We start from the raw sequence: 24830 nt of genomic DNA on the forward strand, positions 1-24830 counted from the left end.
CTCGGACAGCAGTTGATGGACAAAGCCTTAGCGGGAGACAGTGGCTGCAAGACAGTCATTGGGCAGCGTTCCGCGCACCATCAGAGACCCGACTCCGGGCCGAGCCGGATGGTGCGCAGCGTGACACGACGGGTCCCGCTGGCGCTTGGCCAGGCGGCCACAGCGGTGACCTGGTACGACGCAAACGCCGCCGCGTCGCCGAGCCAGCCGCCGGGCTGGTAGGGCTCGATGGAGATGATCCAGTCCATGCCGTCTTCGGGCTCGCCGCTGTACACGCCTTCCTCGAGTGGAATCGCGATACCGACGCGATCGAGCTTGGCCTCGGCGAGCGCGACGGCTCGGCTATAGGTTTCGTTCAGCGCAGTGGTGTTGAGTGCCCGCGAAAAGATCTGGAGCAAGACACCGAGACTCAGCGCCAGGATCGCAAAGGCGACCAGGACCTCGAGCAGCGAGAAACCGCGCTCGCCTCCTCGCCGCCGATAGCCATGACCGCTAGGCCTGAGGGTCAGACGGGTAGCGGAGCCGAGCCCTGGCCGCGACCGGACATGCAGCACAGCGTGCCGCCGCTGAGCACGAATCACTCGTGGTGCGTGTTCGATGGCCGCGCGCGGCAGCCCGTCGCCCTGACGCCACTGAACGTGAAGGCCATGCTGGGGTAGCCCAGCTCCTTGAGGCCCCGCACCCTGAGGCTCAACGCCGCGACAGCACGGCCGAGCTAGCGGCGCACCGCTCATTCGCGCTCCCAATCGGCGATGAGGATGCGCCCGGTCAGCCAGTTGACGCCGACCTGATAGCCGCGATCGCCGTGCTTGAGGATCACGCGGCCGCCGGAAGATGTTCCGTCGGGATAGAAACGGATACCGCCGATGCGCTCGCTCTCCATCTCGTCCTGGGCTGCGATGAGCTCGATCTCGAGCCCGTCGGGCAACGCGCCATCGCGGTTGCGGCCCGGTACGCGGTAGCGCCCGGCTTCGATGTCGAGGCGCCAAGCGGCATCCTGACCGCTGGCGATCGCGATCTCACGGGTCTGACGCAGGGCGCCAGCGGTGCGCCGGGCCGCGGCCTTGAGCTCGACGCCCGGCAGTGCCGCCGTGATCAGCGGCGGCGTCAGCGTGAGCAGCAGCCCGCCGATCGCGAGCACCACGATCAGTTCCACCAGCGTAAAGCCGCCGATGCGCGTGCGCTCGTTCATGGCGGAATGCGCCGCGGCCAATCGGCTCGCAGGTCACTTAGAAGCACGAACAGAATGCCCTCTATGGCTTTAAAGATCAGCAACGTGTGCGGGGTAGCCGGGCATTTTGATCAGGCCTCTTAGCCGCACAGCACCGCCCGGCGCAGGCCACCAGGCGCAGGCCGCCAGGCGCGATCGCGGCAGTATCGGCCACAATGGAGCAGCGCCGAGCGGGGTACCTCATGAACGCTCCCAGCTCGTGATGTCCCGATCCTCGCCCTCGCCGCCTTCCTGGCCGTCAGCGCCGAGCGACCAGATATCGTAGGGGCCGTGCTGCCCGGGTGAGCGGTATTGGTAGTCGTTGCCCCAGGGGTCGTCCGGCACTTGCGCCTTCCTCAGATAGGGACCGTTCCAGTTAGGGGCGTTGCCCGGGTCCGAGACCAACGCCTCGAGTCCTTCGGAGGTGGACGGATAGCGCCCAACCTCGAGCCGGTAGAGGTCGAGCGTTGCGCTGAGATCTTCGATCTGCAGCGCTGCAGTCTTGGTCTTCGAGCTGCCGAGGAACTTCATCACCTGGGGACCGACGAGCCCGGCGAGCAGGCCGAGGATCGCGAGCACGACGAGCAGCTCGACCAGGGTGAAGCCGCGGCTTTTTCGTTCTAGCTTTGAGCGTTGTTGTGGGAGCATGGGTTCAATCTTCATGGCTAAATGCAGCACCGACTCTCCTAAGAGCGCTAACAGAATGCCCTCTGTGGACTAATAAATCAGAAATCAGCAACGTGGGCGGGCTATCCGGGCGTTTTGATAGGGCCTCTAAGCGAGCAACTCGGAGACACAAAGGGAAAAATCCGGCGCCTGTTGCGAGTGCAAGAGATCCCCGGCGCGGGCCAACCAGGTGTCGCGATAATGCTGCCCATCTGGATTGCGATGAACTTCCACGACGCGATCCTGAAGATTCAGGATCCAGACTTCCGCGATGCCATGCTGAGCATAGAGTGGCAGCTTGACCGAGCGGTCATAGCTCAGCGAAGAATCCGCGACCTCGATCAACAGCAGAACATCGGCCGCGCGCGGCTTGGCGTGCTTGTAATAGTCCGCGCGAAAACGTAGCAGCATCAGGTCTGGCTCAGGCTCGCTGTGCTCGCCCAACACCAAAGGGCTTTGCACCGATACGAGCGCATCCTTGATTCCACTCCGATGGACGAGATGATTGAGTTGGGTCGTCAATCCCGCATGCTCGTCACCAATGGGCGGCATGTCAATCACTTCACCGTCGATCAATTCAATGTGATCGTCTTCAGAAAAGATCCCCGCTTCAGCCATGCGGTGATAATCGGCGCGACACAGCCGATGGCGCTGGCGGTCAAGAATCTGCCGATTCAGCAGCGTTTCTGGGCGAGACAGGGCGACGGCTTCCATGAATGTAAAACGCCTCTCATTGCGTGGTTTTATTGCGTGGTCTGAGCAAATGATTCTCGATGTTGTCAGGCATCAGATGTTGCGGACCGCCCCAGGGAAACGCTGATTGGTCAGCGTTTCTCACGCGGGGTAGGAGCCCCGTCTGATTTTTGGCCAGGATGGCCGATCAATCAGCATCTCCTCTAGAACACCAGCTCGTTCGCACCAAGGATCGCCATCAGGATCGAGATGATGATACCAGCGACGATGACGCCGAGGCCGATGATCAGCGCCGGCTCGAGCAGGGTCAACAGGCGCTGGACGCTGGTTCGGGTCTCGCGGTCGAAGATGTCGGCCACCTTGGCGAGCATCGCATCGAGCGTGCCGGATTCCTCGCCGACGCGAATCATCTGCAGCGCCAGCTGCGGCAGCACGCCGCGGCTGGTCAGCGGCTCGGCGAGACCGCGTCCGTGCTTGAGGTCCTCGGCGGTCTCGTCGAGGCCGTCACCGATCTTGCGGTTGTTCACGACCTCCTTGGCGAGGTTGAGCCCGCTCAGCAGCGGCAGGCCGTTCTTGAGCAGCGTCGAGAGTGTATGACAGAGGCGCGCCGTCTCCATCTTCCAGATCAGATCGCCGAACAACGGAACGGCCATCACCCTGTAATCGAAGCGGCGGCGGTTGTCCGGGTTCTTCAGCCAGCGCTCGAGCACCACGGCGATTACAGCGACCAACACCAGCAGCGCCCACCAGTAGTCGCGGAACAGGTCTCCGGCACCAACGACGATACGGGTCGGCGTTGGCAGGGCCGCGCCCATGTCGTCGAACAGCACCGTGAACTGGGGCACGACGAAGACGAGCAGCATGATCACCGAGAGGCCGGCGACGACCAGCAGGATCGACGGATAGACCAGCGCCGAGGTCACGGTGCCGCGAAGCTCGGCGCTGCGCTCCAGATAGTCCGCCAGCCGGCCGAGCACTTGATCGAGCGCGCCGCTGGCCTCGCCGGCCCGTACCATGTTGACGTAGAGCTTCGGGAACTGGCCGCCCTGGGCCTCGAGTGCGGTCGAGAAGGTTGCCCCGCCGCGCACCCGCTCCTGCAGATCCATCAGCACCCGTTTGACGTGCTCTTCCGGCGTCAATTCGGCGAGGACGCCGAGCGAGCGGTCCAGCGTCAGACCCGATTCCAGCAGGGTCGCGAGCTGGCGGGTCATGCCCTCGATGTCCTTGGCCTGAAGCCCGCGCTGGCGCCGGCGCGCGAGCTGGGCGGTCAACCCGCCTGCCGAGCGCGTCTTCAGCGGCAGCAGCCCGTCGGCCTGCAGCCGCGCGATCAGGGTCGCCTCATCGGCCGCCTCCTGCTCGCCTTCGACCTCTTCGCCATCGAGCTTGACCGCTTTATAGAAGTATCGAGGCATGGCTGTGTGGTGGATCGAGCGCTGGGCAGCAGCGTCCACCCTTCAGAGCAATTTGACCAGCGCGGTAATGGCGCCGACCTGCGCGAACATCAGCGGTATCAGCCAGGCCAATAGCGTGTTGCGACTGCGCTCGATCTCCGTTTGCAGTTGCCCCCGCATCTGCTCAAGATCAGTACTGAATTGCCCGCGCATCTGCTCTATCTCGGTGCGCAGTTCGCCACGCGCTTGCTCAATTTCAGTACTGAAATGGCCGCGCATCTGCCCAAGCTCAGTTTGCAGATCGCTCCGCATCTGCTCAATTTCAGTGCTGAAATGGCCGCGCATCTGCTCAAGCTCAGTTCGCAGATCGCTACGCATCTGCTCAATTTCAGTGCTGAAATGACCGCGCATCTGCTCAAGCTCGGTTCGCAGATCGCTCCGTACCTGTTCAATTTCAGTGCTGAAATGACCGCGCATCTGCTCCATCTCAGTACTGAAGTGCCCGCGTATCCGCTCGACCTCGATGCTGAGGTCCGCGCGCACCTGTTCGATCTCGGTCTTCAGCTCCGCACGCACCTGCTCAATGTCCGTCTTGAGCTCTGCACGGACCTGCTCGACCTGCACGGACAGGTTTGCGCGTATCTGCTCAATCTCTCGTTGCAGGCGCAGCTCGGTCTCGCCCAGATGCTGCTGAGTCGCGAGATCAGGAAGATGAGGGTAGCGTTCCTCAAGCTGCTCGAAGGCCTCGGCGATCACGCGCGCGCGGGCGCGATCATCGGGTGCGCTTGCAAGGGCCTCGTAGAGCTCAACGGCAGAGAGCATGTTTATCCTGGGTGGCCTCGGTTCGGCAGCCTGGGTTACGGGCAGTCACGACGACCAGCGACGATAGACGATTAAGCCACTGAGTAGCAAGCAATTGTTCGCGTGAATCACGCGAAATTGATCGTCCGGGGTGGCACCGTGCGATGAACGTTAGTCGACTTCAGCCACGCGCAGCACCTCCTCGATGGTGGTGCGTCCATCGAGCGCCTTGCGCAGGCCGTCTTGATACATGGTTTCCATGCCTTCGTCGATGGCGATGCGCTTGATCTCGGTCGCGGTGGCGTGGGCAAGGATGGCTTGGCGGAGGGCCTCGGACATGAGCAGCACCTCGCTGATGACGAGACGCCCGCGATAGCCGGTGCCGTTGCACTGGTCACAGCCGACGGCGCGGTGCAGGTCGACCACCCCCGACAATCCCTTGATGTGGGCAAAGCGTCCGGCCAGCTCGGGCTGGGCCCGGTAGGAGGCACGACAGTTCGGACAGAGCCGCCGCACCAGCCGTTGAGCGAGGATGCCGTTGATGGTGCTGGTGAGTAGATAATCCTCGACGCCCATGTCGAGCAGACGGGTGACGCCGCTGGGGGCATCGTTGGTGTGCAGCGTCGAGATCACGACGTGGCCGGTGAGCGCCGACTGCACGGCGATGCGCGCGGTCTCGAGATCGCGCATCTCGCCGACCATGATGATGTCCGGGTCCTGGCGGACGATCGCGCGCAGGGCGCCGGCGAAGGTCATGCCGATCGAGGATTTGACCGGGATCTGGTTGATGCCGGGGACCTGGTACTCGACCGGGTCCTCGACGGTGATGATCTTGCGGTCCTCGGTGTTGAGCCGACTCAGTGCCGTGTACAGCGTCGTGCTCTTGCCGCTGCCGGTCGGGCCGGTGACCAGGAAGATGCCGTAGGGCTGATCGAGCACCTTGAGCATCCGCTCACGCGGCAGGCCGTCGAAGCCGAGGGCGTCGAAGTCGAAGCGGACGCTCTCCTTGTCGAGCAGGCGCATCACCACGCTCTCGCCGAACATGGTCGGTACTGTCGAGACGCGCAGATCGAGCTCCTTGCCCTGGATGCGCTGCGGGATGCGGCCGTCCTGGGGCAGCCGGCGCTCGGCGATGTTGAGCTTGGCCATGATCTTGACGCGCGAGATCACCGCTGCGGTGGAGCTGACCGGCGGCGAGTCGGCCTCCTTGAGGATGCCGTCGATCCGATAGCGCACCTTGAGCTGATCGGCGAAGGGCTCGATGTGGACGTCCGAGGCGCGTGACTCGACCGCGCGCTGGAGGATCTGGTTGACCATCCTGATCACCGGGGCCTCGCTGGCGAGATCGCGCAGGTGCTCGATGTCCTCCTCGCTGAAGTTGCCGAGCTCGGCCTGGGCCTCGGCCTCGGCCTCGGCATCGTCATCACTCGGCTGCTCGTAGAGCCGCTCGAGCACGGCCTGGATCTCGGTCGGCAGACCGACCTTGAGGTCGATCTCCTTGCCCGTTGCCATCTGCAGCGCCTGGGTCGTGAAACTGTCGAGCGGATCAGCGACCGCGATGCCGAGCGCCTGCTCGGTCTCGAACAAGGGCACCACCTTGGCGTCTTTCAGGAAGCGCAGGCTCAGGTCTGCCTCAGCGACCGGGGTCTCGGGATAGTCGTCGGCGCCGATCAATGGGATCGAGAGCACCTCGGCCGCCGCTGCGGCCATATCGCGCTCCGAGACCAACCCCAGACGGACGAGCATCAATCGAAGCGGATCGGCGCTCTCCTCGGTCAGTTTGCGCGCCCGCGCCAGATCGCCGGGGGAGCACTTGCCGCGCTGCTGCAGGGCCTCGATCAGCCGTTGCTCGGTGCTCGGCTCGCTCGTTGTCACAGCTGGGGCTTCGCCTGGCGTGGAGTCTGGTCGGGTATCGGAAAGGCCCTGCCCGGAACCAACCGGCTCGTCGGCACCGCTCTCGCGGGCGCGCCTGTAATCCGGACCAACCGGCTCATCGAACAATCCGAGCTTGGGCTCGCGCCGGTGGTCGCGTGCGTTGCGTGTCGTCTGCCCGGTCTCGCGGGTGTCGCGGGGCTCGCGGGTCTCACCGAATGGCTGCGGTCCGAGTCGCGTCGCTATGGTGTCCTCCGGCGCGACGGAGGTTTTGGCTTGCTTCATGCTCATTCGACCTCGCTAGTGCATCGCGTCAGAAATGCCGAGAGCCTTTTCCTGCCATCGGACTCTCAGCGCTGTAGGAGCCCGCTTGCGGGCGATTTTCGCAGCCGCGAGCGCGGCCTGGTCGCCCGCAAGCGGGCTCCTACGACCATTGGAGGCAGCGGCAATCGGTCTCGGGAGCTCCGCTGTCTTGCGCTAGCTCGCCGCTCGCACCGGCGGGCTCGACGCCCGCTCAGCCGCCGGTTGCGCGGCAGCAGGGTCGCCGCGCGTTGCCGGCGGCGTCCGCCATTCCGGCACCAGCTCCCGCAAGAGCTGGAGCAGCTCGTCCGGCGGGGCGCCGTCGCAGGCGGTGCGCAGGCGCCTGAGATCATGGTCGAGCGAGTCGGCATCGATTCGCTCGCGACGCGCGGCCTTGATCTTCGGATGCTCGGTCTGCATCAGGTCTTCCCGATCGTAGAACAGCTCCTCGTACAGCTTCTCGCCGGGGCGGAGCCCGACATATTCGATCGGGATCTCGGTGTGGGGTTCACGCCCGGCGAGGCGGATCATCTGCTCGGCAAGGTAGCGGATCTTGACCGGTTTACCCATGTCCAGCACGAAGATCTCGCCGCCGGCGCCGATCAGCGCGGCCTGCATGATCAGTTGGCAGGCCTCGGGGATGGTCATGAAGAAGCGCTCGATCTCCGGATCGGTCACGGTCACCGGCCCGCCCTGCTCGATCTGCTGGCGAAACAGCGGGACGACGCTGCCGGCGGAGCCGAGCACATTGCCGAAGCGCACGGTGATAAAGCGCGTTGCCGGTGCCGAAATCAGCAGTCCGGTTGAGCGCTGGGCCGCTCGCTGGTCTGTCGATGGGCTCGCGGTCGGCAACGAGCCCATAGAGGTCGAGGCCGTCTCGGTCAGGGCGCTCGAGCGGGTCGTTGACGCCGCTTGAGCGCGCGCCTGGCAGAGCATCTCGGCGGCGCGCTTGGTCGCTCCCATCACGTTGGCCGGATTCACCGCCTTGTCGGTCGAGATCAGCACGACGCGCTCGCAGCCGTGGCGGCTGGCGCAATCGGCAACGGTCTCGGTGCCGAGCACGTTGTTGCGCACGGCGGCCCGGACCTGGGTCTCGAGCAGGGGCACATGCTTATAGGCTGCGGCATGGAACACCGTGTGCGGGCGCTGAGCAGCGAACAGCGACTCGATCGCGGCGCGATCGGTCACGTCGACAAGCTGGACCTCGTAGGGGGGCCGGTCCTCGCGCCCAGCGAGCTCATGGTCGAGCCGATAGAGGTTGAGCTCGCAGTTGTCGACCAGGAGCAATCGCCTCGGCTGCGCAGCGAGGATCTGCCGGCAGAGCTCGGCGCCGATCGAGCCGCCGGCACCGGTCACCAGCACCACACGATCGGTGAGACCGGCGCGGATCGCAGCCCAATCGAGCTGCACCGGATTGCGGCCGAGCAGGTCGTCGATCGAGACCTCGCGCAGTTGGCGGATGGTGACCGCACCGGAGAGCAGATTCTTGAGCTGCGGCACGGTGCGGAATGGCCTCCCGGTAGACTCGCAGAGCTCGACCAACCTCTGCATCTGGGCGTTGGTCGCAGTCGGTACCGCGAGCATGATCAGGTCGATCCCCAAGGACTCGACCAGCTCCGGGATCTGGACCGAGCCGCCCTTGATCGGCACCCCATGGATGTCGCCGCCGTGCCGGCGCAGCTTGTCATCGACGAAGGCCACCGGGAAGTACCTGCGGCCGGGATCGCGCAGCATGTCGCGCACGAGCATCTCGCCGGCGCGGTCAGCGCCGACCACGAGCACGCGCTCGCCCGGTCGCAGGCCGAGGCGGTGGTCCTTGAGCCGCCGATAGAGCAGCCTTGGACCGGCAAGTAGGATCGCCTGGAAGCACAGGAAGAGCGGCGGTACCGAGCGCGGCAGGAATTCGTTGCGGCTGAGCACGAACAGCGCCAGCACCACCAGGAGCGTGGCAAGCGTCACGGCCTTGGCGATCCGCGCGAGGTCCGGCAGCGAGGCGAAGCGCCACACACCGCGATAGAGCCCGAACGACCAGTAGACGACGGCACAGATGAGCATCACCAGCGGCAGCTGGTCGACCGCGGCGGTCATGAACGCGTCCGGGACGTCGCTCAGATTGAACCGCATCCAGAAGGCGCCGAGCCAGGCGACGGGCACCATCACCAGATCGTGCGCGAAGGCCGCGGTGCGCGAGCGCAGCCGTTCGTACCAGCGCCGCCACATGGCCGGATCAGCCTCGCTGGAGGCGCTCGGCGAGACCGACGCGCAGGTGGATCAGCAGGTAGACGAGGCCCCAGGCGCCGATCAGCTGCCATTGCTCGGCCGTCGTCATATCGACTGCCGCCAGGGCGCTCGCGGCCACCGCAGTGATCAGCACCGCGGCCCAGCCAAGGGTGCGGCGATGTCCCCAGCCGGCGAGCACCAGGCGCTGGTAGTGGTGGGAGCGGTGCGCCTCCCAGAAGCGCTCGCGCCGGAAGGCGCGGCGCAGCAGGGTCCAAGTCGCATCGACGATGAAGGGCGAGAAGACGAGCCAGCCCACCCACAGGGGGAACAGCTCGGCGGATGCCCCCCAAAGGGTCAGGCCGCCGGCCAGCAGGCCGAGGCTCGATGACCCGACGTCGCCGAGGAAGATGCGCGCTGGCGGCAGATTGCCGGTGAGGAAGCCGGCCGCCGCTGCCGCCACGGCGGCGCAGGTCGTCGCGTAGAGCAGGTCGCCGCCGGCGAGGCCGAGCCAGGCCAGCGCGCCGAATCCGACGGCCGACATCGTGCCGGCCAGTCCATCCATCCCATCCATGAAGTTGTAGAGGTTGATCATCCAGGTCAGATAGAGCAGGGTGAGCGCAAGGGCGAGCCATTGAGGAAGCGGGACCAGCGGGCCGGGCAGCCCGAGTAGGTCCCAGCGCAGCCCGCCGAGCCAGAGCAGACCGGCGGCTAGAAGATGGACCAGGAGCCGGGTGCGCGTCGAGAGGTCATGGCGGTCGTCCCAATAGGAGACCGCGGCGACGAGCATCACCGCCAGGGCCAGCCAGGCGAGCTCCGGACGCAGGCCAACGAGGACGCTGATCAGCAGCAGCGCCACCAACCAGCCGGTGAGCACCGCAAGACCGCCGCTGCGCGGCACCGGGCGCGCGTGCAATGAACGGGCGTTGGGCTGGTCGAGCACCTGCAGCACAGGCCAGCGCCTGTTAGCCAACCCTGCCGTCGCCGTGATGCTGATCACTGCCGCTATCAATACCGGCACCGCGGCGATCAGGTCCATATCGGGCTCATCCAGTCCAATCCGGTTGCCGCGGGAGACGACCGCATACCCGCGAGAGGGGCCATCAGGCCGGCCGCATCAGTTTTGCCTCAACGGCGCCGCGACGCTCGGGACCCATCAGCAGTTCGATCAGGTGCAGGGCGAAATCCATCGCGGTGCCCGGTCCGCGTGAGGTGACCACCTTACCGTCGGTGACCACCGGCTGCTCCACCAATTGCACCTGGGGATAGCGGGCGCCGTCGATCGCGCCCGGGAAGCTGGTCGCCGTGCGCCCGTCGAGCAGACCGGTGCTGGCGAGGACCTGCGGCGCCGCGCAGATCGCCGCGCTCCAGCGGTCGGCAGCGGCCTGACGGGCCAGCAGATCGTGTACACGCGTGTCGCGGTCCAGGTGGGTCGCGCCCGGCTGTCCACCCGGGAGGACCACCATATCGAACTCGTCTTCGGCGACCTCATCGAGGTCGGCATCGGGGACGAGCCGGGTTCCGCGACTGCACTGGACCGGGCCGGGCTCGATGCCCGCCGTGATGACCTCGATCTCGGCGCGGCGCAGCAGGTCGATGATGGTGACGGCCTCGAGCTCTTCACAGCCGGGCGCCAGGGGGATCAGAACACGGGGCATGGGCTCCTCCTGTATGCGAGTTGGGTTCGGGTGCGCGTCGTCACCAGATTCTGCTCGGGTTTCTGGGGCGCGCCGCTCGGTGCGGTGGCTGTTGTTTGCTTCAGGGGCGCGCGCTGCATCGTTCTACGGCGTGCTGCTCGATTCGGGCGCCGGGCTCGATGCGGCCGCTTCAGCGTCAGCGTCGGCAACGCCGGCCTTGGCGGCGGCAGCCGGCGTCTGGCCCAATATCGCCAGCCCCTTGAGCACATTGAGCGCCTCGGAGAGCTGGTAGTCCTCGGCAGCCAACGGTTGTTCCTGATCCTGCTCCGCCTCCTGATCCGGGTTATCGGGCGAGGCCGATGCGTCATTCTCGTCGCTCTGGCTGCGATCGTCTTCGAGGTGGCGCATCAGGTTGGCCTCCTTGAGGGGGGCCACGTCGGATTCGGCGGCCAAGGTCAGACTGCCGCGTTCGAGGATGATGTCGGGCTCGATCCCGAGCGCCTGGATCGAGCGTCCGGACGGGGTGAAGTAGCGAGCGGTCGTGAGCTTCAGCGCTGTGCGGTTGTCGACCGGGATGATCGTCTGCACCGACCCCTTGCCGAAGGTCGGGTTGCCCATGATCAGCGCCCGGCGCTGATCCTGCAGCGCGCCAGCGACGATCTCGGAGGCCGAGGCGCTGCCGCCGTTGACCAGCACGACCAGCGGTGCGCCGTCGAGCACGTCGTTTGGGCCGGCATGGAACTCGAGCTTGGCGTCCTCCATCCGCCCCTCGGTGTAGACGATCAGGCCGTCCTCGAGAAAGGCATCGCTCACGCCGACGGCGGTGTTCAGCACGCCGCCGGGATTGTTGCGCAGGTCGAGCACGACCCCCTTCAACGGGCCGTCGTTCTTCTGCTGGAGGGCCTCGACCGCTTTCACCAGGTCATCGGTGGTGCGGGCCTGGAAGTTGGCGATCCGCAGGTAGCCGAAGCCCGGCTCGAGCAGGCGCTTCTTGACCGAGGCCACCTTGATCACGGCGCGCTCGATCTCGACCTGAAGCGGTTTGGCCTCGCTGTCCCGCATCAGGGTCAGCTTGATGGTGCTGCCGGGCTCGCCGCGCATGAGCTCGACCGCCTCGCTCAGGCTCAAGCCTTTGACCGGCTTGTCGTCGATGCGCACGATCAGATCGCCGGCCTGGATCCCGGCGCGTTGGGCCGGAGTGTCATCGATCGGCGCGATCACCTTGACGAAGCCGTCCTCCATGCCGACCTCGATGCCGAGGCCGCCGAATTCGCCCGAGGTGCCAACGCGCAGGTCGTTGTACTGCTCGGGCTCCAGATAGGCCGAGTGCGGGTCGAGGCCGGCCAGCATGCCGCGGATGGCGCTCTCGAGCAGCTCCCGGTCCTTGACCTGCTCGACATAGTCGCTCTTGATGCGGCCGAAGACCTCGGCAAAGACGCGCAGCTCCTTGAGCGGTAGACCATCCGGGTCATCCTGTTCGTCCAGGGCCGCCTGAGCAGCCTTCTGGGCCTCTTCGATGCTCGGCTCGGGCCGGGTCCCGGTGGGCCTGAACCCGGGTGGGGGTGGCTGGACCGCGGGCGGCACCGTGGCCGGGACTGCACCCGGCGGGCCGTCGAGCTCGTTCGACTCGGCCGGGCCTGTCTCAGTCGACCCGGCCGGGGCTGCGGGGGAGGCTGGTGGAGAGGCTGCCGGGGAGGCTGGTGACGGGGCTGCTGGCGGGGCTGCTGGCGGCGCGTCCGTTTCCGGGACGGCCTCACCGCCTTGCCCTGGCTCGGCCAGCGCGATGGACGCTGAGATCAACGAGAGCAGGCAGGCAAGCGCAAGCTGGCGATCGATCATAGGTTCTATCCTGTTGGCCCACAGCGCAGGCCGGTTGAATGGGGTTCGTCAGGTCAGTGTAGTCGGAGCGCTGAAGCGCCATTGCGTTCCGCCCCAGGGGCTCGGGGGTTTCCGGAGCCTCCGGGGCCTCCGACCGGCATCAGCCGGCCCGCACCCGGCACCAATCGCTCGGATCGAGCGCCTGCCCTTGATGGCGAATCGCAAAGTAGAGCGCATCGCGCTCGGCACCGCCGCTGTTGCCCGAGAGCGCGATCAGATCGCCGGACGCGACCCACTCGCCAACCTCCTTGAGCAACGTCTGGTTATGGCCGTAGAGGGTCATGTAGCCACCGCCATGATCGATCACGATTAACATGCCGAAGCCGCGGAGCCAATCGGCGTAGGCAACGCGCCCGTGGTGCACCGCGCGCACCTCGGCGCCCGGGGCCGCGGCGAGCAGCACACCGTCAGCATGCAGCGCGCCGGAACCGCGGTCCTTGCCGAAGGGCCGCACCAGTTGCGCCGGCGCAATCGGCCAGGTCAGTTGGCCCCGCCGCTCACTGATCTCGGTTTGATCCAGCTCGATCTCATCGCGGATCTCGGCCTCGCGCTTCAGCCGCTCGATCAGTGCATGTAACGCCTCGGCATCGGCCGCAAGCGCCGCTACGCGGCCCCGGTCCTCAGCCAGCGCCCGCTCCAGATCGGCCAGAACCGCTGCGCGGGCGCGGCGTGCATCGCTGAGCCGGAGTCGGGTCTGCTCCTGCCGGGCAGCCAACCGCTGCAGCCGGGCGGCCTCATCCCGACCCTCGCGCTCAAGCGCAGCCAGGTCCTGGCGCAACAGCTCGATGCGCGCCACGCGGGCGGCTCGCGCATCGGCGAGCACACGATAATACCCGAATGCGCGCGTCTTTCGGCGCAGCGCCTCGTCGTCGAGCAGCAGCCGCAGATAGCCGCCGTGCCCGCGCACATGGGCGGCCCGCATCAGCTCGGCCAACGCAGCGCGTTGTTGTGCCAGACGCTCGCGCGTCTGCCGCAACCGCTCGGCCGTCTCGTTTAGGGCCTGCTGTTGTGAGACCGCCATCGCGGTGAGCTGGCGGTTGGCGCGTGCGAGGTCGTCGATATCCTGCTCGCTCTGCCGCAGTTCCGCGCGCAGCGCCTTGCGATAGAGCACCTGATCGGCAATGCCGGCGCGCAGCGCCTGGAGCCGAGAGCGAACCTGCTGCAGCGCCGCCTGATGCCGGGCGACCGGGTCGGGGGAGTCGCCGTCGGCTTCAGTCTCGGATACCGACGTGATCGTCGCTTCCGTCTGCGCTTCTGTCGGTGCTCGCCGCTGGGCTTCGCCATCGGAACCACTGGGCTGAGCTGCTGCGCTCAGGGGTTCCGCCGCGCTCGCGGCCAGCACCGCGCCGAGTGCAGCCAAGCCGAAGCCTGCGCAATAATCGATGTGACGCCTTCGACTTGCCAGCGCATCGGAAAGGTTTATCATCGTTTCATGAAGCGTTGATATTGGGGCGAACGATATGGATGAAGAGCGGCAGCTGCTCCGTGCACAGGCGCCACCCGAACAGGGTTTTGACGAGGGGCATCACGAGGTGCATCAAGACACCGAGCTGGAGCTCTTTGCTGATGACGCCGACATCGAGCGCGCATCCCGCTCGCTCAAGGCGATGTCGCACCCACTGCGCCTGAAGATCCTGTGCACGCTCGGCGATGAAGAGGTCAGCGTTCAGCACATCGTCGATCACGTCGGGACCTCACAGAGCAACATATCCCAACACCTCGCCATCTTGCGCGACAAGGGCATCCTCGCAGCGCGCAAGGATGCCAACCGCGTCTATTATCGCGTCGGTGACGCGCGGACGCTGCGGTTGATCGGCATGATGCGCGAGGTCTTCTGCAGCCGCATCCCCTAAGGCCAGGGTCCCTCGATGCCGAGGCTCTAGCAGCCAGCATCGGGCTTCAACGGCGCAAAAAGGGGCTCAACCGATCATCCGGCGCAGCGACCGGCACCAGTCGGCTGCGGCCTAGCAGGTGACGACTGATCCGCTGCAACCTATACTTGCGAGCCGTCCGCGCTGCGATGCGGCGCTGAGCGCGTCTTCGCGGCCTCATCCCTCCGTCTAGCGTTTCCAACACTGGCTATGCTCCTCGAATTCGTCGGAAACCATTGGGTGCTGTTCGCCGCCCTTGGTGTGATCCTCGGTCTGCTCACCTATACGCTGATCATTGGCGACAAAGGCTCGGTGGACCCGAGCAGTGCCACGGTCTTGATCAACCAGCGCGACGCAACGGTCATCGACGTGCGCCCGGCGGCAGATTTTGCGAAGGGGCACATCATCAATGCCGTCAACGTCCCGATGAACGGGTTCAAGAAACAGACCGGCGCGTTGGCGCGTTACAAGAACGGGCCGGTCATCGTCAATTGTCGCTCAGGCTCGCAATCTCAGGCCGCCTGCCATGTGCTGCGCAAGGCCGGGTTCGACGAGGTCTATAACCTCAAGGGCGGGATCATGGCCTGGGAGAGCGCCAACCTGCCGCTGACCCGCAAGAAGCGCTAACGCGCGGTCCGCCCGCGCCACCCCCCATTCCAGTCATCCGGAGCTCATCATGGCCGAGAATCAACAGCCTCAGGGCGATCGGCAGTTCGCGCTGCGCAGCATCTACGTAAAGGACCTCTCGTTCGAGGCGCCGAACACCCCAGCGATCTTTCGGCAGGAGTGGAAGCCGGAGACCTCGCTGCATCTCGATATCAAGCTCTCGGCCCTGTCCGAGGACACGCACGAGGTGGTGCTGACCGTCACGGTGACCACCAAGGTCGGCGAGCAGACCGCCTACCTGATCGAGATCCAGCAGGCCGGCATCGTCACCGTCAGCGGGTTTGCGCAGGAGGAGCTCGGACCCCTGTTCTACGTCTACTGCCCGAGCCTGCTGTTTCCCTATGCGCGGCAGGCGGTCTCGGACCTCGTCTTCAAGGGCGGGTTTCCGCATCTGGTGCTGCAGCATGTGAGCTTCGACGCCATCTACGCGCAGAAGCAGGCCGAGCAGGCAGAACAGGCCAAGCAGGGCGCTGGCGGCGAGCCGTCGCCGACGACGCATTAGTCGCGGTCAACTAGAGTCGGGTCGGATGGAACGTATCGCTGTCATCGGTGCAGGGTCCTGGGGCACGGCGCTAGCCGTGCTGCTGGCCGGCAATGGCCACCAGGTGTCACTCTGGAGTCATGACGCCGAGCAGGTGTCGGCGCTGCTCCGCGACCGCGAGAATCGCAGCTTCCTGCCGGGGATCGCATTGCCGGACCGGATCGGGCCGACCAGCTCGCTGGAACAGGCGCTCGATAAGGCGTCAGCAGTCCTGATCGCGGTGCCAAGCCAGTTCTTCGCCGACGTCGTCGGTCAGTTGGCGCCCTTCCTCTCGCCTAGGCTCGGTGTCATCTGGGCGACGAAAGGATTCGATCCCGACAGTGGACGCCTGTTGCACGAGGTGGTGCAGGACCTCACCGGCGACCGCGAACTCGCGGTCTTGTCCGGTCCCAGCTTCGCAAAGGAGGTCGCCCAGGGGCTTCCGACCGCCGTCACGCTTGCCGCATCGAGCATGGCGTTTGCGGATCGCTGCGCCGAGCTGGTCCGGTCAGAACGCTTCCGCGCCTATACCCATGACGACCTGATCGGCGTGCAGGTTGGCGGAGCGGCCAAGAACGTGCTCGCGATCGCAACCGGTATCGCCGATGGGCTCGGGTTTGGTGCCAACACCCGCGCGGCGCTGATCACCCGCGGCCTCGCCGAGCTGATCCGCCTCGGGCGCGCGCTCGGCGCCCGGCAGGAGAGCTTCATGGGCCTCGCCGGACTGGGCGATCTGGTGCTGACCTGCACCGACGATCAATCCCGCAACCGTCGGCTCGGCCTGGCGCTGGCTCAGGGAGCGCGCGCCAGCTCGGCGATCGCGGCCATCGGCCAGGAGGTCGAGGGGGTCGTGACCGCACGGGCGGTGCACCGGATCGCCCGCGAGCACCAGATCGAGATGCCGATCTCCGAGCAGGTGCATGCCGTGCTCTACGCGGGACAGACGCCCGCCGCAGCGACCCGAGAGCTACTGGAGCGCGCCGGCAAGTCCGAGCTCGAGGGTTTGAGCCCTTTGAACGCCGGTCGCGACTGACCGCGTAGCACGATGCGCGACGAGAGGCTACTCGAAGCCCTGTTGGCGCCAGGCCTCATAGACGACGACGGCAACCGCATTGGATAGATTGAGGCTGCGATTGCCCGGGCGCATCGGCAGCCGGAGACGCTGTTCGGCCGGCACCCCATCACGGACCTCGGGCGGGAGCCCGCGCGTCTCCGGCCCGAACAGGAAGGCATCCCCTGGCGCGAAGCGGACATCCGCATAGGTTTTCAGGCCGCGGGTGCTGAGGGTGAACAGGCGCGGTGCGCCGAGACGCCCACAGCAGCTGGCCAGGTCCGGGTGCCGCTGCACACCGACCCAGTCCCGGTAGTCCAGTCCGGCACGGCGCAATCGGCGGTCGTCGAGCTCGAACCCGAGGACACCGACGAGATGGAGCTGGGCGCCGGTGTTGGCGCAGAGCCGCATCACGTTACCGGTGTTCGGCGGGATCTCGGGCTGGTAGAGGATGACATGGAACATCGGGAGAGGGCGTCCCTGAGCTTACAGTGACCGCTTCCCGGTAGGCGCAACCGGAGGCAATGGGGCGCGGGGTCGATGCTGCGTCGACCGCTGTCGCCCACGCTTGACCCTTTCTGAAACGGCCGTGGTATATTAACGGTTCGGCATATACTATTGATAGGCTGGAACCGGTTCCATCCGGCCGCTCGCATCACGATAGCAACGATACCCTGCGGGGGAGAAGACCATGACCGATATCGCCGCGTTGAAGAAAGAGAAGCAGGAGCTGATCGACAAGATGCTCGAGATGCAGAAGCAGTTCATCGATCACGAGCATGAGCACGGCATCAGCGGTAAGGATTACTGGGCGTCTCAAGACGGGCTCCTGGCCGACTACCGGCAGGAGTACATGGACATGGCCAATCGCGTCGTCGATATCGCCCACGAGATCGTCGGCTCGAACCGGCTGTAGGGCGGTAGTGGATTCCTGCTATGCGCCGCACCCGCGACGCACAGCAGGGCTTGAACCTCACGCGGCTTTCGCGGGGTTCAGTTGTCGTCGGGACGGATGTGCTCGATGTAATGGGGCGTCTCTTCCATCGCCAGGTGGATGGTCTCGCCCTGGGCCCGAATGCGCTGATCGCTATCACGCAGCGCAAGATCGCAGCGGCAGAGACCGCGGCTCTCGAGCGGGATCGGAATCATGTCGCGGTAGGTGTAGACATTCTCATCGATGTCGCCGCCATCGCAGATGAAGGCCGGCTCCGATCCTGAACGCGCCGTCGCTTCCGGCAACGGAGCAAGTAGCTCGGCACCTTCCAGGATAAGCTCGCCGGCCTGCCACCAGAGCGTCTTCTCGGCGGAGCCGGTCATCGTCTTGATGATAAAGGCGCGAGAGAACCGTACCTGGAGCGTCCCGTCGGCGAAGCGGATGTCGGCGATCTCGGAACCGGGAAGACGGATACTGCTACTGTCCAATGGGCTGATCCTCGACTGATAGGTTGCTGAGGGGATGGGCGCGGGATACGCGCATCGGCCCGGAGAATGGGGCAGTTGAGCCGAATTGCCAGGGATCGCACCGCCACCACCGCGATCAGCATCCATTGATCAGCCGACCTGCTGCTCCTCTTCAGGCGGCTCGGGTCCCTCGGCCTCCATTCCGAGCTCCTTGATCTTGCGCGTGAGCGTATTGCGGCCCCAGCCGAGGAGCTTGGCGGCCTCTTGGCGGCGGCCACCAGTGTGCTCGAGCGCGGATTGGATCAGGATACGCTCGAACGCCGGCATCGCCGAGTCGAGGATGCCGCGGTCGCCTTGCTGCAGCCGGCGACGGGTCCAGGCCCTCAGCGCCCCCTCCCACTGCTCATGGGCACGCTCCGGTTGCTCGATGCCATCGAGGTCTGGCGGCAGATCGCCGACGTGGATCTGCTTGGTGGAGGCCATCACCGTCAGCCAGCGCGCGGTATTCTCGAGCTGACGGACATTGCCCGGCCAGTCGAGCCGTTCGAGCCGCTCCAGCGCATCGTTCGCCAGCACTTTGGCCTCGCAGCCGAGCTCCTTGGCCGCTTGGGCCAGAAAGTGGCGCATCAGTAGGCTGATATCCTCGCGCCGATCCCGCAGGGCCGGCAACTGGATGCGGATCACGTTCAGGCGATGGAACAGATCCTCGCGAAAGCTACCCTTGCCCACCAGCTCGCGGAGGTTCTGGTGGGTCGCCGCAATGATGCGCACATCGACCTTGATCGGGGTCAGACCGCCGACCCGATAGAATTCCCCATCGGCCAGCACGCGCAGCAGGCGGGTCTGCAGCTCTGCCGGCATGTCACCGATCTCGTCAAGGAACAGGGTCCCGCCATCGGCCTGCTCGAAGCGGCCTTCGCGCCGGGTTTGGGCTCCGGTAAAGGCACCGCGCTCGTGTCCGAACAGCTCGGACTCCATCAGATCACGCGGGATCGCGGCCATGTTGAGCGCGATGAACGGGGCTTCGGAGCGCGGGCTGTGCCGATGCAGCGCCTGTGCGACGAGCTCCTTCCCGGTGCCGGACTCACCGTTGATCAACACGGTGATGTTGGAGCGGGCGAGCCGACCGATCGCACGGAAGACCTCTTGCATCGACGGTGCCTCACCGATGATGTCCGGGCTGTGAGGCAAGGGCGCGGGCTCGGGTGGGGTCTCATGCTGGCGCCGACAGGCGCGCTGAACCTGATCCACGGCCTCATCGATATCGAACGGCTTGGGCAGGTATTCGAACGCACCACCATGGAAGGCCGAGACGGCGCTGTTCAGATCGGAATGGGCGGTCATGATGATGACCGGGATCTGCGGATAACGGCTGTTGACCTGTTCCAGCAGCTCAAGGCCGTCGATGCCGGGCATCCGGATGTCACAGAGGATCACGTCCGGGGTCTCCCGCTCGAGTGCATCCATCACGCCGACGCCGTTGGAGAAGCTGGTCACGTCCATCTCGGCCTGGCGCAGCGCCCGCTCGAGGACCCAGCGAATCGAGCGGTCGTCGTCGATCACCCAGATCCGCGGGACCCTATTCTTCATGCGATGCCTCCAACGGGAGATAGACGAAGAAGGTCGTGCATCCCGGGCGGCTGTCGCACTCGATCAGGCCCTGATGCTGATTCACGAGCTCCTGTGCGATCGCCAGCCCCAGCCCGGTTCCGCCGGAGCGGCCGGAGACCATCGGAAAGAAGATCCGGTCCATCAGCTCATCCGGGATGCCGGGGCCGTTGTCCTCGATATCGATGCCGAGCACGAGCCGGTGACGGACGCTTCCGATCGTGAACTGCCGCAGCACGCGCGTCCGGAGCGTGACCTGTCCATGCTGACCGGCGGCTTCGGCGGCGTTGCGCGCGATATTGAGTAGGGCCTGAATCAGCCGGTCGGGGTCGCCCTTGATGTTCGGGATACTCGGATCATAGTCCCGGATGACCGTCGGACCGGACGGAAATTCGGCCTCGAGCAGGCCGCGGACATGCTCGGTGATATGATGGATATTGACCGGCTGCAGCTGCGGGAGCTGGTTTGGCCCCAGCATCCGATTCAGCAGCGACTGAAGCCGGTCGGCCTCGTCGATGATGATGCGGGTGTACTCCCGCAACCCCGGATTCGGCAGTTCCCGCTCCAGCAACTGCGCGGCGCCGCGCAAACCGCCGAGTGGATTCTTGATCTCATGGGCGAGGCCGCGCAGCAGGGCCTGGGTCGCCTGATGCTGGGAGATCAGATACTCTTCGCGCGCGATCCGCAACTGGCGGTCGACCTGTTGCATCTCCATCAGCAGATCGTAGGGGTCTTCGATCGGATGCAGCGGCAGCACGGTACAGTTGACGCGGATAAGCTGTTGGTCCGGACGCTTGACCTCGACCTCGCGCTCGGTGAAGGGTTGCCGGGTCAGCAGCGCCTGACGCAGCCGATTCTCGACCAAGTCGACCGGGCAAGGCACGAGCTCGCCGGCGCTCTCCCCGAGGACCGCCTTGGCACTGACGGCGAGCAGTTGCTCTCCGGCAGTATTGATATAGCGAAGCCGCAACTCACGGTCGAACAGCAGGACCGCGGTGCTGAGGTTATCGAGGATCATCGTACCCAGGCGGCCGAACCCATTCAGTATCGTATTCATTGATCTGGAAGGAAGGCTTGACCTTGGACCCCTTGAGTTCAGCCATCTGCGGCCGGTATCGCGTCGGCCATTCCGCGCTTTACAAGCAAGCAACGAGCCAGATGGGGATCAGCCAGTAAGCCTCGGTTCAAGCAATCGATCCAGCATCTCGATTGCGACTGACTGCACTAGTCTAGTGCGAATCCTCGGCGCAGGCTGCACCCCGTTGCACCATCGATGGACACATGAGCAGCGCCAGATCAGTCGTCGAGGTCGCTGAACCGATCGCGGTCGCCCAGCTCAGCCAAGAAACCCTAACAGAATGGCCCCTACGGCCAGTCAGATCAGAAGCTTGCGCGAGTCAGGCGGTCGTTTTGATCGGGTCTCTAAGCCTCGGCAGCTTGTCTAGGCGAGGCGGGCATTCCGATAGGGCCTGAGTCGTCTGACTCACTGTGCCTGGCTGACCTGTTTGCGATCAGGAACGCGGAACCCACCCCAACGGCCGTAACGGTTGCTCCGAGGCGGAGGCGGTCAACTGCCGTTTGTAGGATGGTTCGTCTCGTGAGGGGCGCGGTGGAGGGCGGGGGGACGGCGCGCCAATGCTGGCGCGCCGCGACTCGCTCGGTCAGAGGCTGTAGTAGAGGTCGAACTCGACCGGATGGGTGCTCATCCGCAGCTGGGTGACCTCGTCCATCTTTAGCGCGATGTAGCCGTCGATCACATCATCGGTGAAGACGCCACCCGCGGTCAGGAACTCGCGGTCTTTGTCGAGTGCGTCCAGTGCCTGATCCAGCGAATAGCAGACCTGCGGGATCGCCTTCTCTTCTTCCGGCGGCAGGTCATAGAGGTCCTTGTCCATTGCCTCACCGGGATGGAGCTTGTTCTGGATGCCGTCGAGGCCGGCCATCATCATCGCCGCGAACGACAGGTAGGGGTTGCCCATACTATCCGGGAAGCGCACCTCGATTCGACGCGCCTTCGGGTTCGAGTCATGCGGAATACGCACCGAAGCGGAGCGGTTCTTGGCCGAATAGGCGAGCATCACCGGGGCCTCGAAGCCTGGCACCAGACGCTTGTAGGAGTTGGTCGAGGCATTCGTGAAGGCGTTCAGCGCCCGCGCGTGCTTGATGATGCCGCCGATATAATAGAGCGCAGTCTCCGACAGGCCGCCATACTTGTCGCCCGAGAAGATATTGTCTCCCTTGAGGCCGAGCGACTGGTGCACGTGCATGCCGTTGCCGTTGTCGCCGACGAGCGGCTTGGGCATGAAGGTCGCGGTCTTGCCATAGGCATGCGCAACGTTGTGCACACAGTACTTGAGGATCTGATTCATGTCCGCCCGCCGCACCAGGGTGTCGAACTTGGTGCCGATCTCGCACTGGCCGGCGGTCGCGACCTCGTGGTGGTGGACCTCGACCGGGACGCCCATCTCTTCCATCGCCAGACACATCGCGGCGCGGATGTCGTTCAGAGAATCGACCGGCGGCACCGGGAAGTAGCCACCCTTGACGCCCGGACGGTGACCCATATTGCCGTCCTCGAAGACGCGCTCGGAGTTCCATTCGGCCTCTTCCGAATCGACCTTGTAGAACGCGCCGGCCATGCTCACGCTCCAACGGACATCGTCGAGGACGAAGAACTCGGGCTCCGGGCCGAAGAACGCGGTGTCGGCAACGCCGGTTGATGCCAGAAAGGCCTCGGCGCGCTTGGCCACCGAGCGCGGATCACGCTCATAGCCCTGCATGGTCGAAGGCTCGAGGATGTCGCAGCGCACGATCAGGGTCTTTTCGTCGGCGAACGGGTCCATGATCGCGGTCGCGGCCTCCGGCATCAGCACCATGTCCGACTCCTGGATGCCCTTCCAGCCGGCGATCGATGAGCCATCGAACATCTTGCCATCCTGAAACAGCGACTCGTCGATGACGCCGGCTGGGAGCGAGACGTGCTGCTCCTTGCCGCGCGTATCCGTAAACCGCAGGTCTACGAATTTTACGTCCTCGTCTTTGATTGTCTTCAACACGTCAGTGGCGGACATCTGCGAAATCTCCCGCGTTTTGTCTTGAGCTAGAGGGAAAGGGGTGAAGGACCGAGTCTGCGGGCCGGTCCCAGTCTGCGCATGAGAGGTACGGCGATCCCGCGCTGGCGGGCATTGCCGCTGATCTGATTACCGCTCGAGCCCGTCAATAAGCATGCCGCATGCCATAGAAGAGCCCAAGCCGCCCGTGCTCCAGGCCCCGTCCGGGCGCTCGATCACGACCTCATTGGCTAAACCACTGATCAGGCGCCTGCGTGATGAGGCGAAGTGCGCCCAGCGCATCGCTCCGGATGGGTAGGGAAGCGGTCTCCAGGGCATCAGCAGCACGCATCGGTTATCTATGCATGGAGGCTGAGTCGGAATCACTGCACAGAAACGAAACAGGGTGCCAACGCTTATGCACTATAACAGTGCAAAGCCTGATTTGGCCGAACCTGATGGAGCCCAACCCGGCTTAGCCGAAGTAGATCCGCACGTCCGAGAATCTTGAGTCACCGCGCAGCGCCTCAAGGAGCCGCTCACGCAGCTGCCGAGCTGTCGGCTCGTCGGTATAGGTGCGCAACGGGAAAAAGACGTCGACCGCGATGGCGCCGTCGAGGTAGTGCAAGAGTACCCGTTTGCGAGTGACGGCCTCAGGGATCGACTCCCAGGCCGCATCGAGATGCTCGAGCACCTCGGTTCGCATCGGCAGCCCTTTGGTGGGCGCGCGGGATTCGTCGTCCTCAGGATCGATGTGGACGGTGACATCGGTCATCCGATCGATGGCCTGCTTCAGCCGCTGCTCGACCAGGACGCTGATCGCGTGCCCTTCCGAGACACTGATGTCGCGGTCGACGAGGACGTGCACATCGGCAGAGGCGTTTCCACCGAGCGTGCGGGTTCGCAGCATGTGGACATCGCGCACGCCGGTGCTGCGGCGGATGACCTGGCTGATCTCCCGCAGCCGCTCCGGGCTCACGGCGGTGTCGACGAGCTCGCGCGTGGCCTCCGAGCCCAGATTCCACGCGATCTTGGCGATCATGACGGCGACGATGACCGAGGCGACCGCATCCAGGTAGGAGAGGCCGGCCAAGGTGCCGGCGATGCCGATGAGGACCACGACCGACGAGATCGCATCGGAGCGATGGTGCCAGGCGTTGGCGATCAGGAGATCGGAACGCACCTGCTGCCCATAGGCGCGGGTGTACCAGTAGAGCGCCTCCTTGACCAGGATCGAGATCAGCGCCGCGATCAGTGCGATCGGCCCCGGCTCGAGCAGCGCATGCGGCTGAAACAGCCGATTGCTCGCATCCCAGCCGATACCGACCGCCACTGCGAACAGCAGGAACCCCAACGCCAGCGTCGCAACGGTCTCGAATCGCCCGTGGCCGTAAGGGTGCTCAGAATCGGGTGCTTGACCGGCCTTATGACCCGCGATCCAGACCAGGCCATCGGAGAGCAGATCCGACAACGAATGCAGTCCATCTGCGATCAGCGCATGGGATTGCCCGATCCAGCCGGCGAGGACCTTACCCACCGCCAGCAGCAGGTTGCAGATCGCGCCGATCAGGGTGGTGCGCTTGATCGCCTGAGCTCGGGCGAGGCGGTCGCCACTGTCCATGCTGGGTTACCACAGGCTCATGCGCCGGGGCGGCGCCAGGTGCGCGCGATTATACCGGTCATGGGTCATCACTGTGGATGCGCGGCGCCTCGCTGCAAGAACGCGCCAGGCCGTGTCGATACCGGGCACGGGCGTGAAGACGACCGCATACAAAAAGGATCGGTGGTGAGACAGTGGTCGTCAGCAGCGGTCCAGCAATTCCCGCCGCAAAAATATCTGCTTTAGAAACAATAAGTTGGCTTTGAGCCGAAAAAAATCTTTCGTAAACTTTTGAAGCCGAATCAGTATACTGCCACGACCTTCTCAAGCTGCGAGGCAGGTATTGATGAGTGGTCCGTTCTCACGCCAGCACCTCAGCGTCGCGGGACTGCTGCGCG

General features: G+C 65.2%; 23 protein-coding genes. 5 read left to right on the forward strand and 18 right to left on the reverse strand.

Annotation, left to right across the window (positions count from 1 at the left end; all coding sequences use genetic code 11):
• Positions 1–80 precede the first annotated feature (80 nt).
• From CKO40_RS13735 to CKO40_RS13790, 12 genes are all read right to left on the reverse strand, one after another.
• The gene (locus CKO40_RS13735; RefSeq protein WP_338074177.1) at positions 81–554 is read right to left on the reverse strand and encodes a type IV pilus modification PilV family protein; all 474 of its coding nucleotides are present in this window, start codon (positions 552–554) and stop codon (positions 81–83) included.
• A 176-nt stretch (positions 555–730) separates the two neighbouring features.
• Entirely contained in the window at positions 731–1192 is a 462-nt protein-coding gene (locus CKO40_RS13740) for a GspH/FimT family pseudopilin (RefSeq protein ID WP_200346799.1), read from the reverse strand.
• Positions 1193–1411: 219 nt separating this feature from the next.
• Complete coding sequence (gene gspG / locus CKO40_RS13745) at positions 1412–1873, reverse strand: type II secretion system major pseudopilin GspG (RefSeq protein WP_242477032.1); 462 nt, start codon at positions 1871–1873, stop codon at positions 1412–1414.
• A gap of 111 nt (positions 1874–1984) precedes the next feature.
• Positions 1985–2590: a Uma2 family endonuclease gene (locus CKO40_RS13750; protein WP_200346801.1), complete on the reverse strand. Its 606-nt coding sequence runs from the start codon at positions 2588–2590 to the stop codon at positions 1985–1987.
• A 182-nt stretch (positions 2591–2772) separates the two neighbouring features.
• Positions 2773–3981, reverse strand: a complete 1209-nt coding sequence (locus CKO40_RS13755) for a type II secretion system F family protein (protein WP_200346802.1) — start codon at positions 3979–3981, stop codon at positions 2773–2775.
• 42 nt (positions 3982–4023) lie between these two features.
• Positions 4024–4716 carry an apolipoprotein A-IV repeat region-like domain-containing protein gene (locus tag CKO40_RS13760; RefSeq protein ID WP_338074178.1) on the reverse strand — a complete coding sequence of 231 codons (693 nt, stop codon included), beginning with the start codon at positions 4714–4716 and terminating at the stop codon, positions 4024–4026.
• 216 nt (positions 4717–4932) lie between these two features.
• Entirely contained in the window at positions 4933–6918 is a 1986-nt protein-coding gene (gspE, locus tag CKO40_RS13765) for a type II secretion system ATPase GspE (protein WP_200346804.1), read from the reverse strand.
• A 192-nt stretch (positions 6919–7110) separates the two neighbouring features.
• Positions 7111–9153, reverse strand: a complete 2043-nt coding sequence (locus CKO40_RS13770; protein ID WP_200346805.1) for a polysaccharide biosynthesis protein — start codon at positions 9151–9153, stop codon at positions 7111–7113.
• Between the two features lie 7 nt (positions 9154–9160).
• Positions 9161–10189 (reverse strand): MraY family glycosyltransferase, encoded by a 1029-nt coding sequence (locus CKO40_RS13775; RefSeq protein ID WP_200346806.1) that lies wholly within the window; start codon positions 10187–10189, stop codon positions 9161–9163.
• Between the two features lie 64 nt (positions 10190–10253).
• A complete protein-coding gene (locus CKO40_RS13780) occupies positions 10254–10808 on the reverse strand; it encodes a DJ-1 family glyoxalase III (protein WP_200346807.1) in 555 nt (184 codons plus the stop codon).
• Between the two features lie 123 nt (positions 10809–10931).
• Positions 10932–12626, reverse strand: a complete 1695-nt coding sequence (locus CKO40_RS13785; protein ID WP_200346808.1) for a S41 family peptidase — start codon at positions 12624–12626, stop codon at positions 10932–10934.
• A 139-nt stretch (positions 12627–12765) separates the two neighbouring features.
• Positions 12766–14091 carry a murein hydrolase activator EnvC family protein gene (locus CKO40_RS13790; RefSeq protein WP_200346809.1) on the reverse strand — a complete coding sequence of 442 codons (1326 nt, stop codon included), beginning with the start codon at positions 14089–14091 and terminating at the stop codon, positions 12766–12768.
• 34 nt (positions 14092–14125) lie between these two features.
• On the opposite strand from CKO40_RS13790, the gene CKO40_RS13795 reads away from it, so the two are divergent.
• The 4 genes from CKO40_RS13795 to CKO40_RS13810 all read left to right on the forward strand — a co-directional run bounded on the left by CKO40_RS13795 (position 14126) and on the right by CKO40_RS13810 (position 16755).
• A complete protein-coding gene (locus CKO40_RS13795; RefSeq protein ID WP_242477033.1) occupies positions 14126–14518 on the forward strand; it encodes an ArsR/SmtB family transcription factor in 393 nt (130 codons plus the stop codon).
• A 228-nt stretch (positions 14519–14746) separates the two neighbouring features.
• The gene (locus tag CKO40_RS13800) at positions 14747–15163 is read left to right on the forward strand and encodes a rhodanese-like domain-containing protein (RefSeq protein ID WP_200346810.1); all 417 of its coding nucleotides are present in this window, start codon (positions 14747–14749) and stop codon (positions 15161–15163) included.
• 49 nt (positions 15164–15212) lie between these two features.
• Entirely contained in the window at positions 15213–15704 is a 492-nt protein-coding gene (gene secB / locus CKO40_RS13805; RefSeq protein WP_200346811.1) for a protein-export chaperone SecB, read from the forward strand.
• 25 nt (positions 15705–15729) lie between these two features.
• A complete protein-coding gene (locus CKO40_RS13810) occupies positions 15730–16755 on the forward strand; it encodes an NAD(P)H-dependent glycerol-3-phosphate dehydrogenase (RefSeq protein ID WP_200346812.1) in 1026 nt (341 codons plus the stop codon).
• A gap of 27 nt (positions 16756–16782) precedes the next feature.
• Here the strand turns inward: CKO40_RS13810 and CKO40_RS13815 are convergent, their stop codons facing one another.
• On the reverse strand, positions 16783–17238 hold the full coding sequence (locus CKO40_RS13815) for a tRNA (cytidine(34)-2'-O)-methyltransferase (RefSeq protein ID WP_200346813.1): 456 nt from the start codon (positions 17236–17238) through the stop codon (positions 16783–16785).
• Between the two features lie 226 nt (positions 17239–17464).
• Between CKO40_RS13815 and CKO40_RS13820 the strand changes: the two genes are divergently transcribed.
• Entirely contained in the window at positions 17465–17689 is a 225-nt protein-coding gene (locus CKO40_RS13820) for a hypothetical protein (RefSeq protein ID WP_200346814.1), read from the forward strand.
• Positions 17690–17766: 77 nt separating this feature from the next.
• Here CKO40_RS13820 and CKO40_RS13825 read toward each other — a convergent pair whose 3' ends face one another.
• The 5 genes from CKO40_RS13825 to CKO40_RS13845 form a co-directional block, all read right to left on the reverse strand.
• Positions 17767–18195 carry a hypothetical protein gene (locus CKO40_RS13825; protein WP_200346815.1) on the reverse strand — a complete coding sequence of 143 codons (429 nt, stop codon included), beginning with the start codon at positions 18193–18195 and terminating at the stop codon, positions 17767–17769.
• A 129-nt stretch (positions 18196–18324) separates the two neighbouring features.
• A complete protein-coding gene (gene ntrC / locus CKO40_RS13830) occupies positions 18325–19764 on the reverse strand; it encodes a nitrogen regulation protein NR(I) (RefSeq protein ID WP_200346816.1) in 1440 nt (479 codons plus the stop codon).
• A complete protein-coding gene (gene glnL / locus CKO40_RS13835; protein WP_242477034.1) occupies positions 19754–20839 on the reverse strand; it encodes a nitrogen regulation protein NR(II) in 1086 nt (361 codons plus the stop codon). Before glnL ends, ntrC begins: the two co-directional genes overlap by 11 nt.
• Before the next feature lie 604 nt (positions 20840–21443).
• A complete protein-coding gene (gene glnA, locus CKO40_RS13840) occupies positions 21444–22853 on the reverse strand; it encodes a glutamate--ammonia ligase (protein ID WP_200346817.1) in 1410 nt (469 codons plus the stop codon).
• Between the two features lie 454 nt (positions 22854–23307).
• Positions 23308–24453 carry a cation diffusion facilitator family transporter gene (locus CKO40_RS13845; protein WP_200346818.1) on the reverse strand — a complete coding sequence of 382 codons (1146 nt, stop codon included), beginning with the start codon at positions 24451–24453 and terminating at the stop codon, positions 23308–23310.
• Between the last annotated feature and the right edge of the window lie 377 nt (positions 24454–24830).

The organism is Halochromatium glycolicum (assembly GCF_016584085.1).
Lineage (GTDB): Bacteria > Pseudomonadota > Gammaproteobacteria > Chromatiales > Chromatiaceae > Lamprobacter > Lamprobacter glycolicus.

Coding starts and splice junctions, on each gene's coding strand:
- CKO40_RS13750 (WP_200346801.1), bottom strand. CDS start 2,590: ATGGAAGCCGTCGCCCTGTCTCGCCCAGAAACGCTGCTGAATCGGCAG.
- ntrC (WP_200346816.1), bottom strand. CDS start 19,764: ATGAAGAATAGGGTCCCGCGGATCTGGGTGATCGACGACGACCGCTCG.
- gspG (WP_242477032.1), bottom strand. CDS start 1,873: ATGAAGATTGAACCCATGCTCCCACAACAACGCTCAAAGCTAGAACGA.
- CKO40_RS13815 (WP_200346813.1), bottom strand. CDS start 17,238: ATGTTCCATGTCATCCTCTACCAGCCCGAGATCCCGCCGAACACCGGT.
- CKO40_RS13790 (WP_200346809.1), bottom strand. CDS start 14,091: ATGATAAACCTTTCCGATGCGCTGGCAAGTCGAAGGCGTCACATCGAT.
- CKO40_RS13780 (WP_200346807.1), bottom strand. CDS start 10,808: ATGCCCCGTGTTCTGATCCCCCTGGCGCCCGGCTGTGAAGAGCTCGAG.
- CKO40_RS13845 (WP_200346818.1), bottom strand. CDS start 24,453: ATGGACAGTGGCGACCGCCTCGCCCGAGCTCAGGCGATCAAGCGCACC.
- secB (WP_200346811.1), top strand. CDS start 15,213: ATGGCCGAGAATCAACAGCCTCAGGGCGATCGGCAGTTCGCGCTGCGC.
- gspE (WP_200346804.1), bottom strand. CDS start 6,918: ATGAAGCAAGCCAAAACCTCCGTCGCGCCGGAGGACACCATAGCGACG.
- CKO40_RS13795 (WP_242477033.1), top strand. CDS start 14,126: ATGGATGAAGAGCGGCAGCTGCTCCGTGCACAGGCGCCACCCGAACAG.
- CKO40_RS13775 (WP_200346806.1), bottom strand. CDS start 10,189: ATGGACCTGATCGCCGCGGTGCCGGTATTGATAGCGGCAGTGATCAGC.
- CKO40_RS13785 (WP_200346808.1), bottom strand. CDS start 12,626: ATGATCGATCGCCAGCTTGCGCTTGCCTGCCTGCTCTCGTTGATCTCA.
- CKO40_RS13755 (WP_200346802.1), bottom strand. CDS start 3,981: ATGCCTCGATACTTCTATAAAGCGGTCAAGCTCGATGGCGAAGAGGTC.
- CKO40_RS13820 (WP_200346814.1), top strand. CDS start 17,465: ATGACCGATATCGCCGCGTTGAAGAAAGAGAAGCAGGAGCTGATCGAC.
- CKO40_RS13810 (WP_200346812.1), top strand. CDS start 15,730: ATGGAACGTATCGCTGTCATCGGTGCAGGGTCCTGGGGCACGGCGCTA.
- glnA (WP_200346817.1), bottom strand. CDS start 22,853: ATGTCCGCCACTGACGTGTTGAAGACAATCAAAGACGAGGACGTAAAA.
- glnL (WP_242477034.1), bottom strand. CDS start 20,839: ATGAATACGATACTGAATGGGTTCGGCCGCCTGGGTACGATGATCCTC.
- CKO40_RS13740 (WP_200346799.1), bottom strand. CDS start 1,192: ATGAACGAGCGCACGCGCATCGGCGGCTTTACGCTGGTGGAACTGATC.
- CKO40_RS13770 (WP_200346805.1), bottom strand. CDS start 9,153: ATGTGGCGGCGCTGGTACGAACGGCTGCGCTCGCGCACCGCGGCCTTC.
- CKO40_RS13800 (WP_200346810.1), top strand. CDS start 14,747: ATGCTCCTCGAATTCGTCGGAAACCATTGGGTGCTGTTCGCCGCCCTT.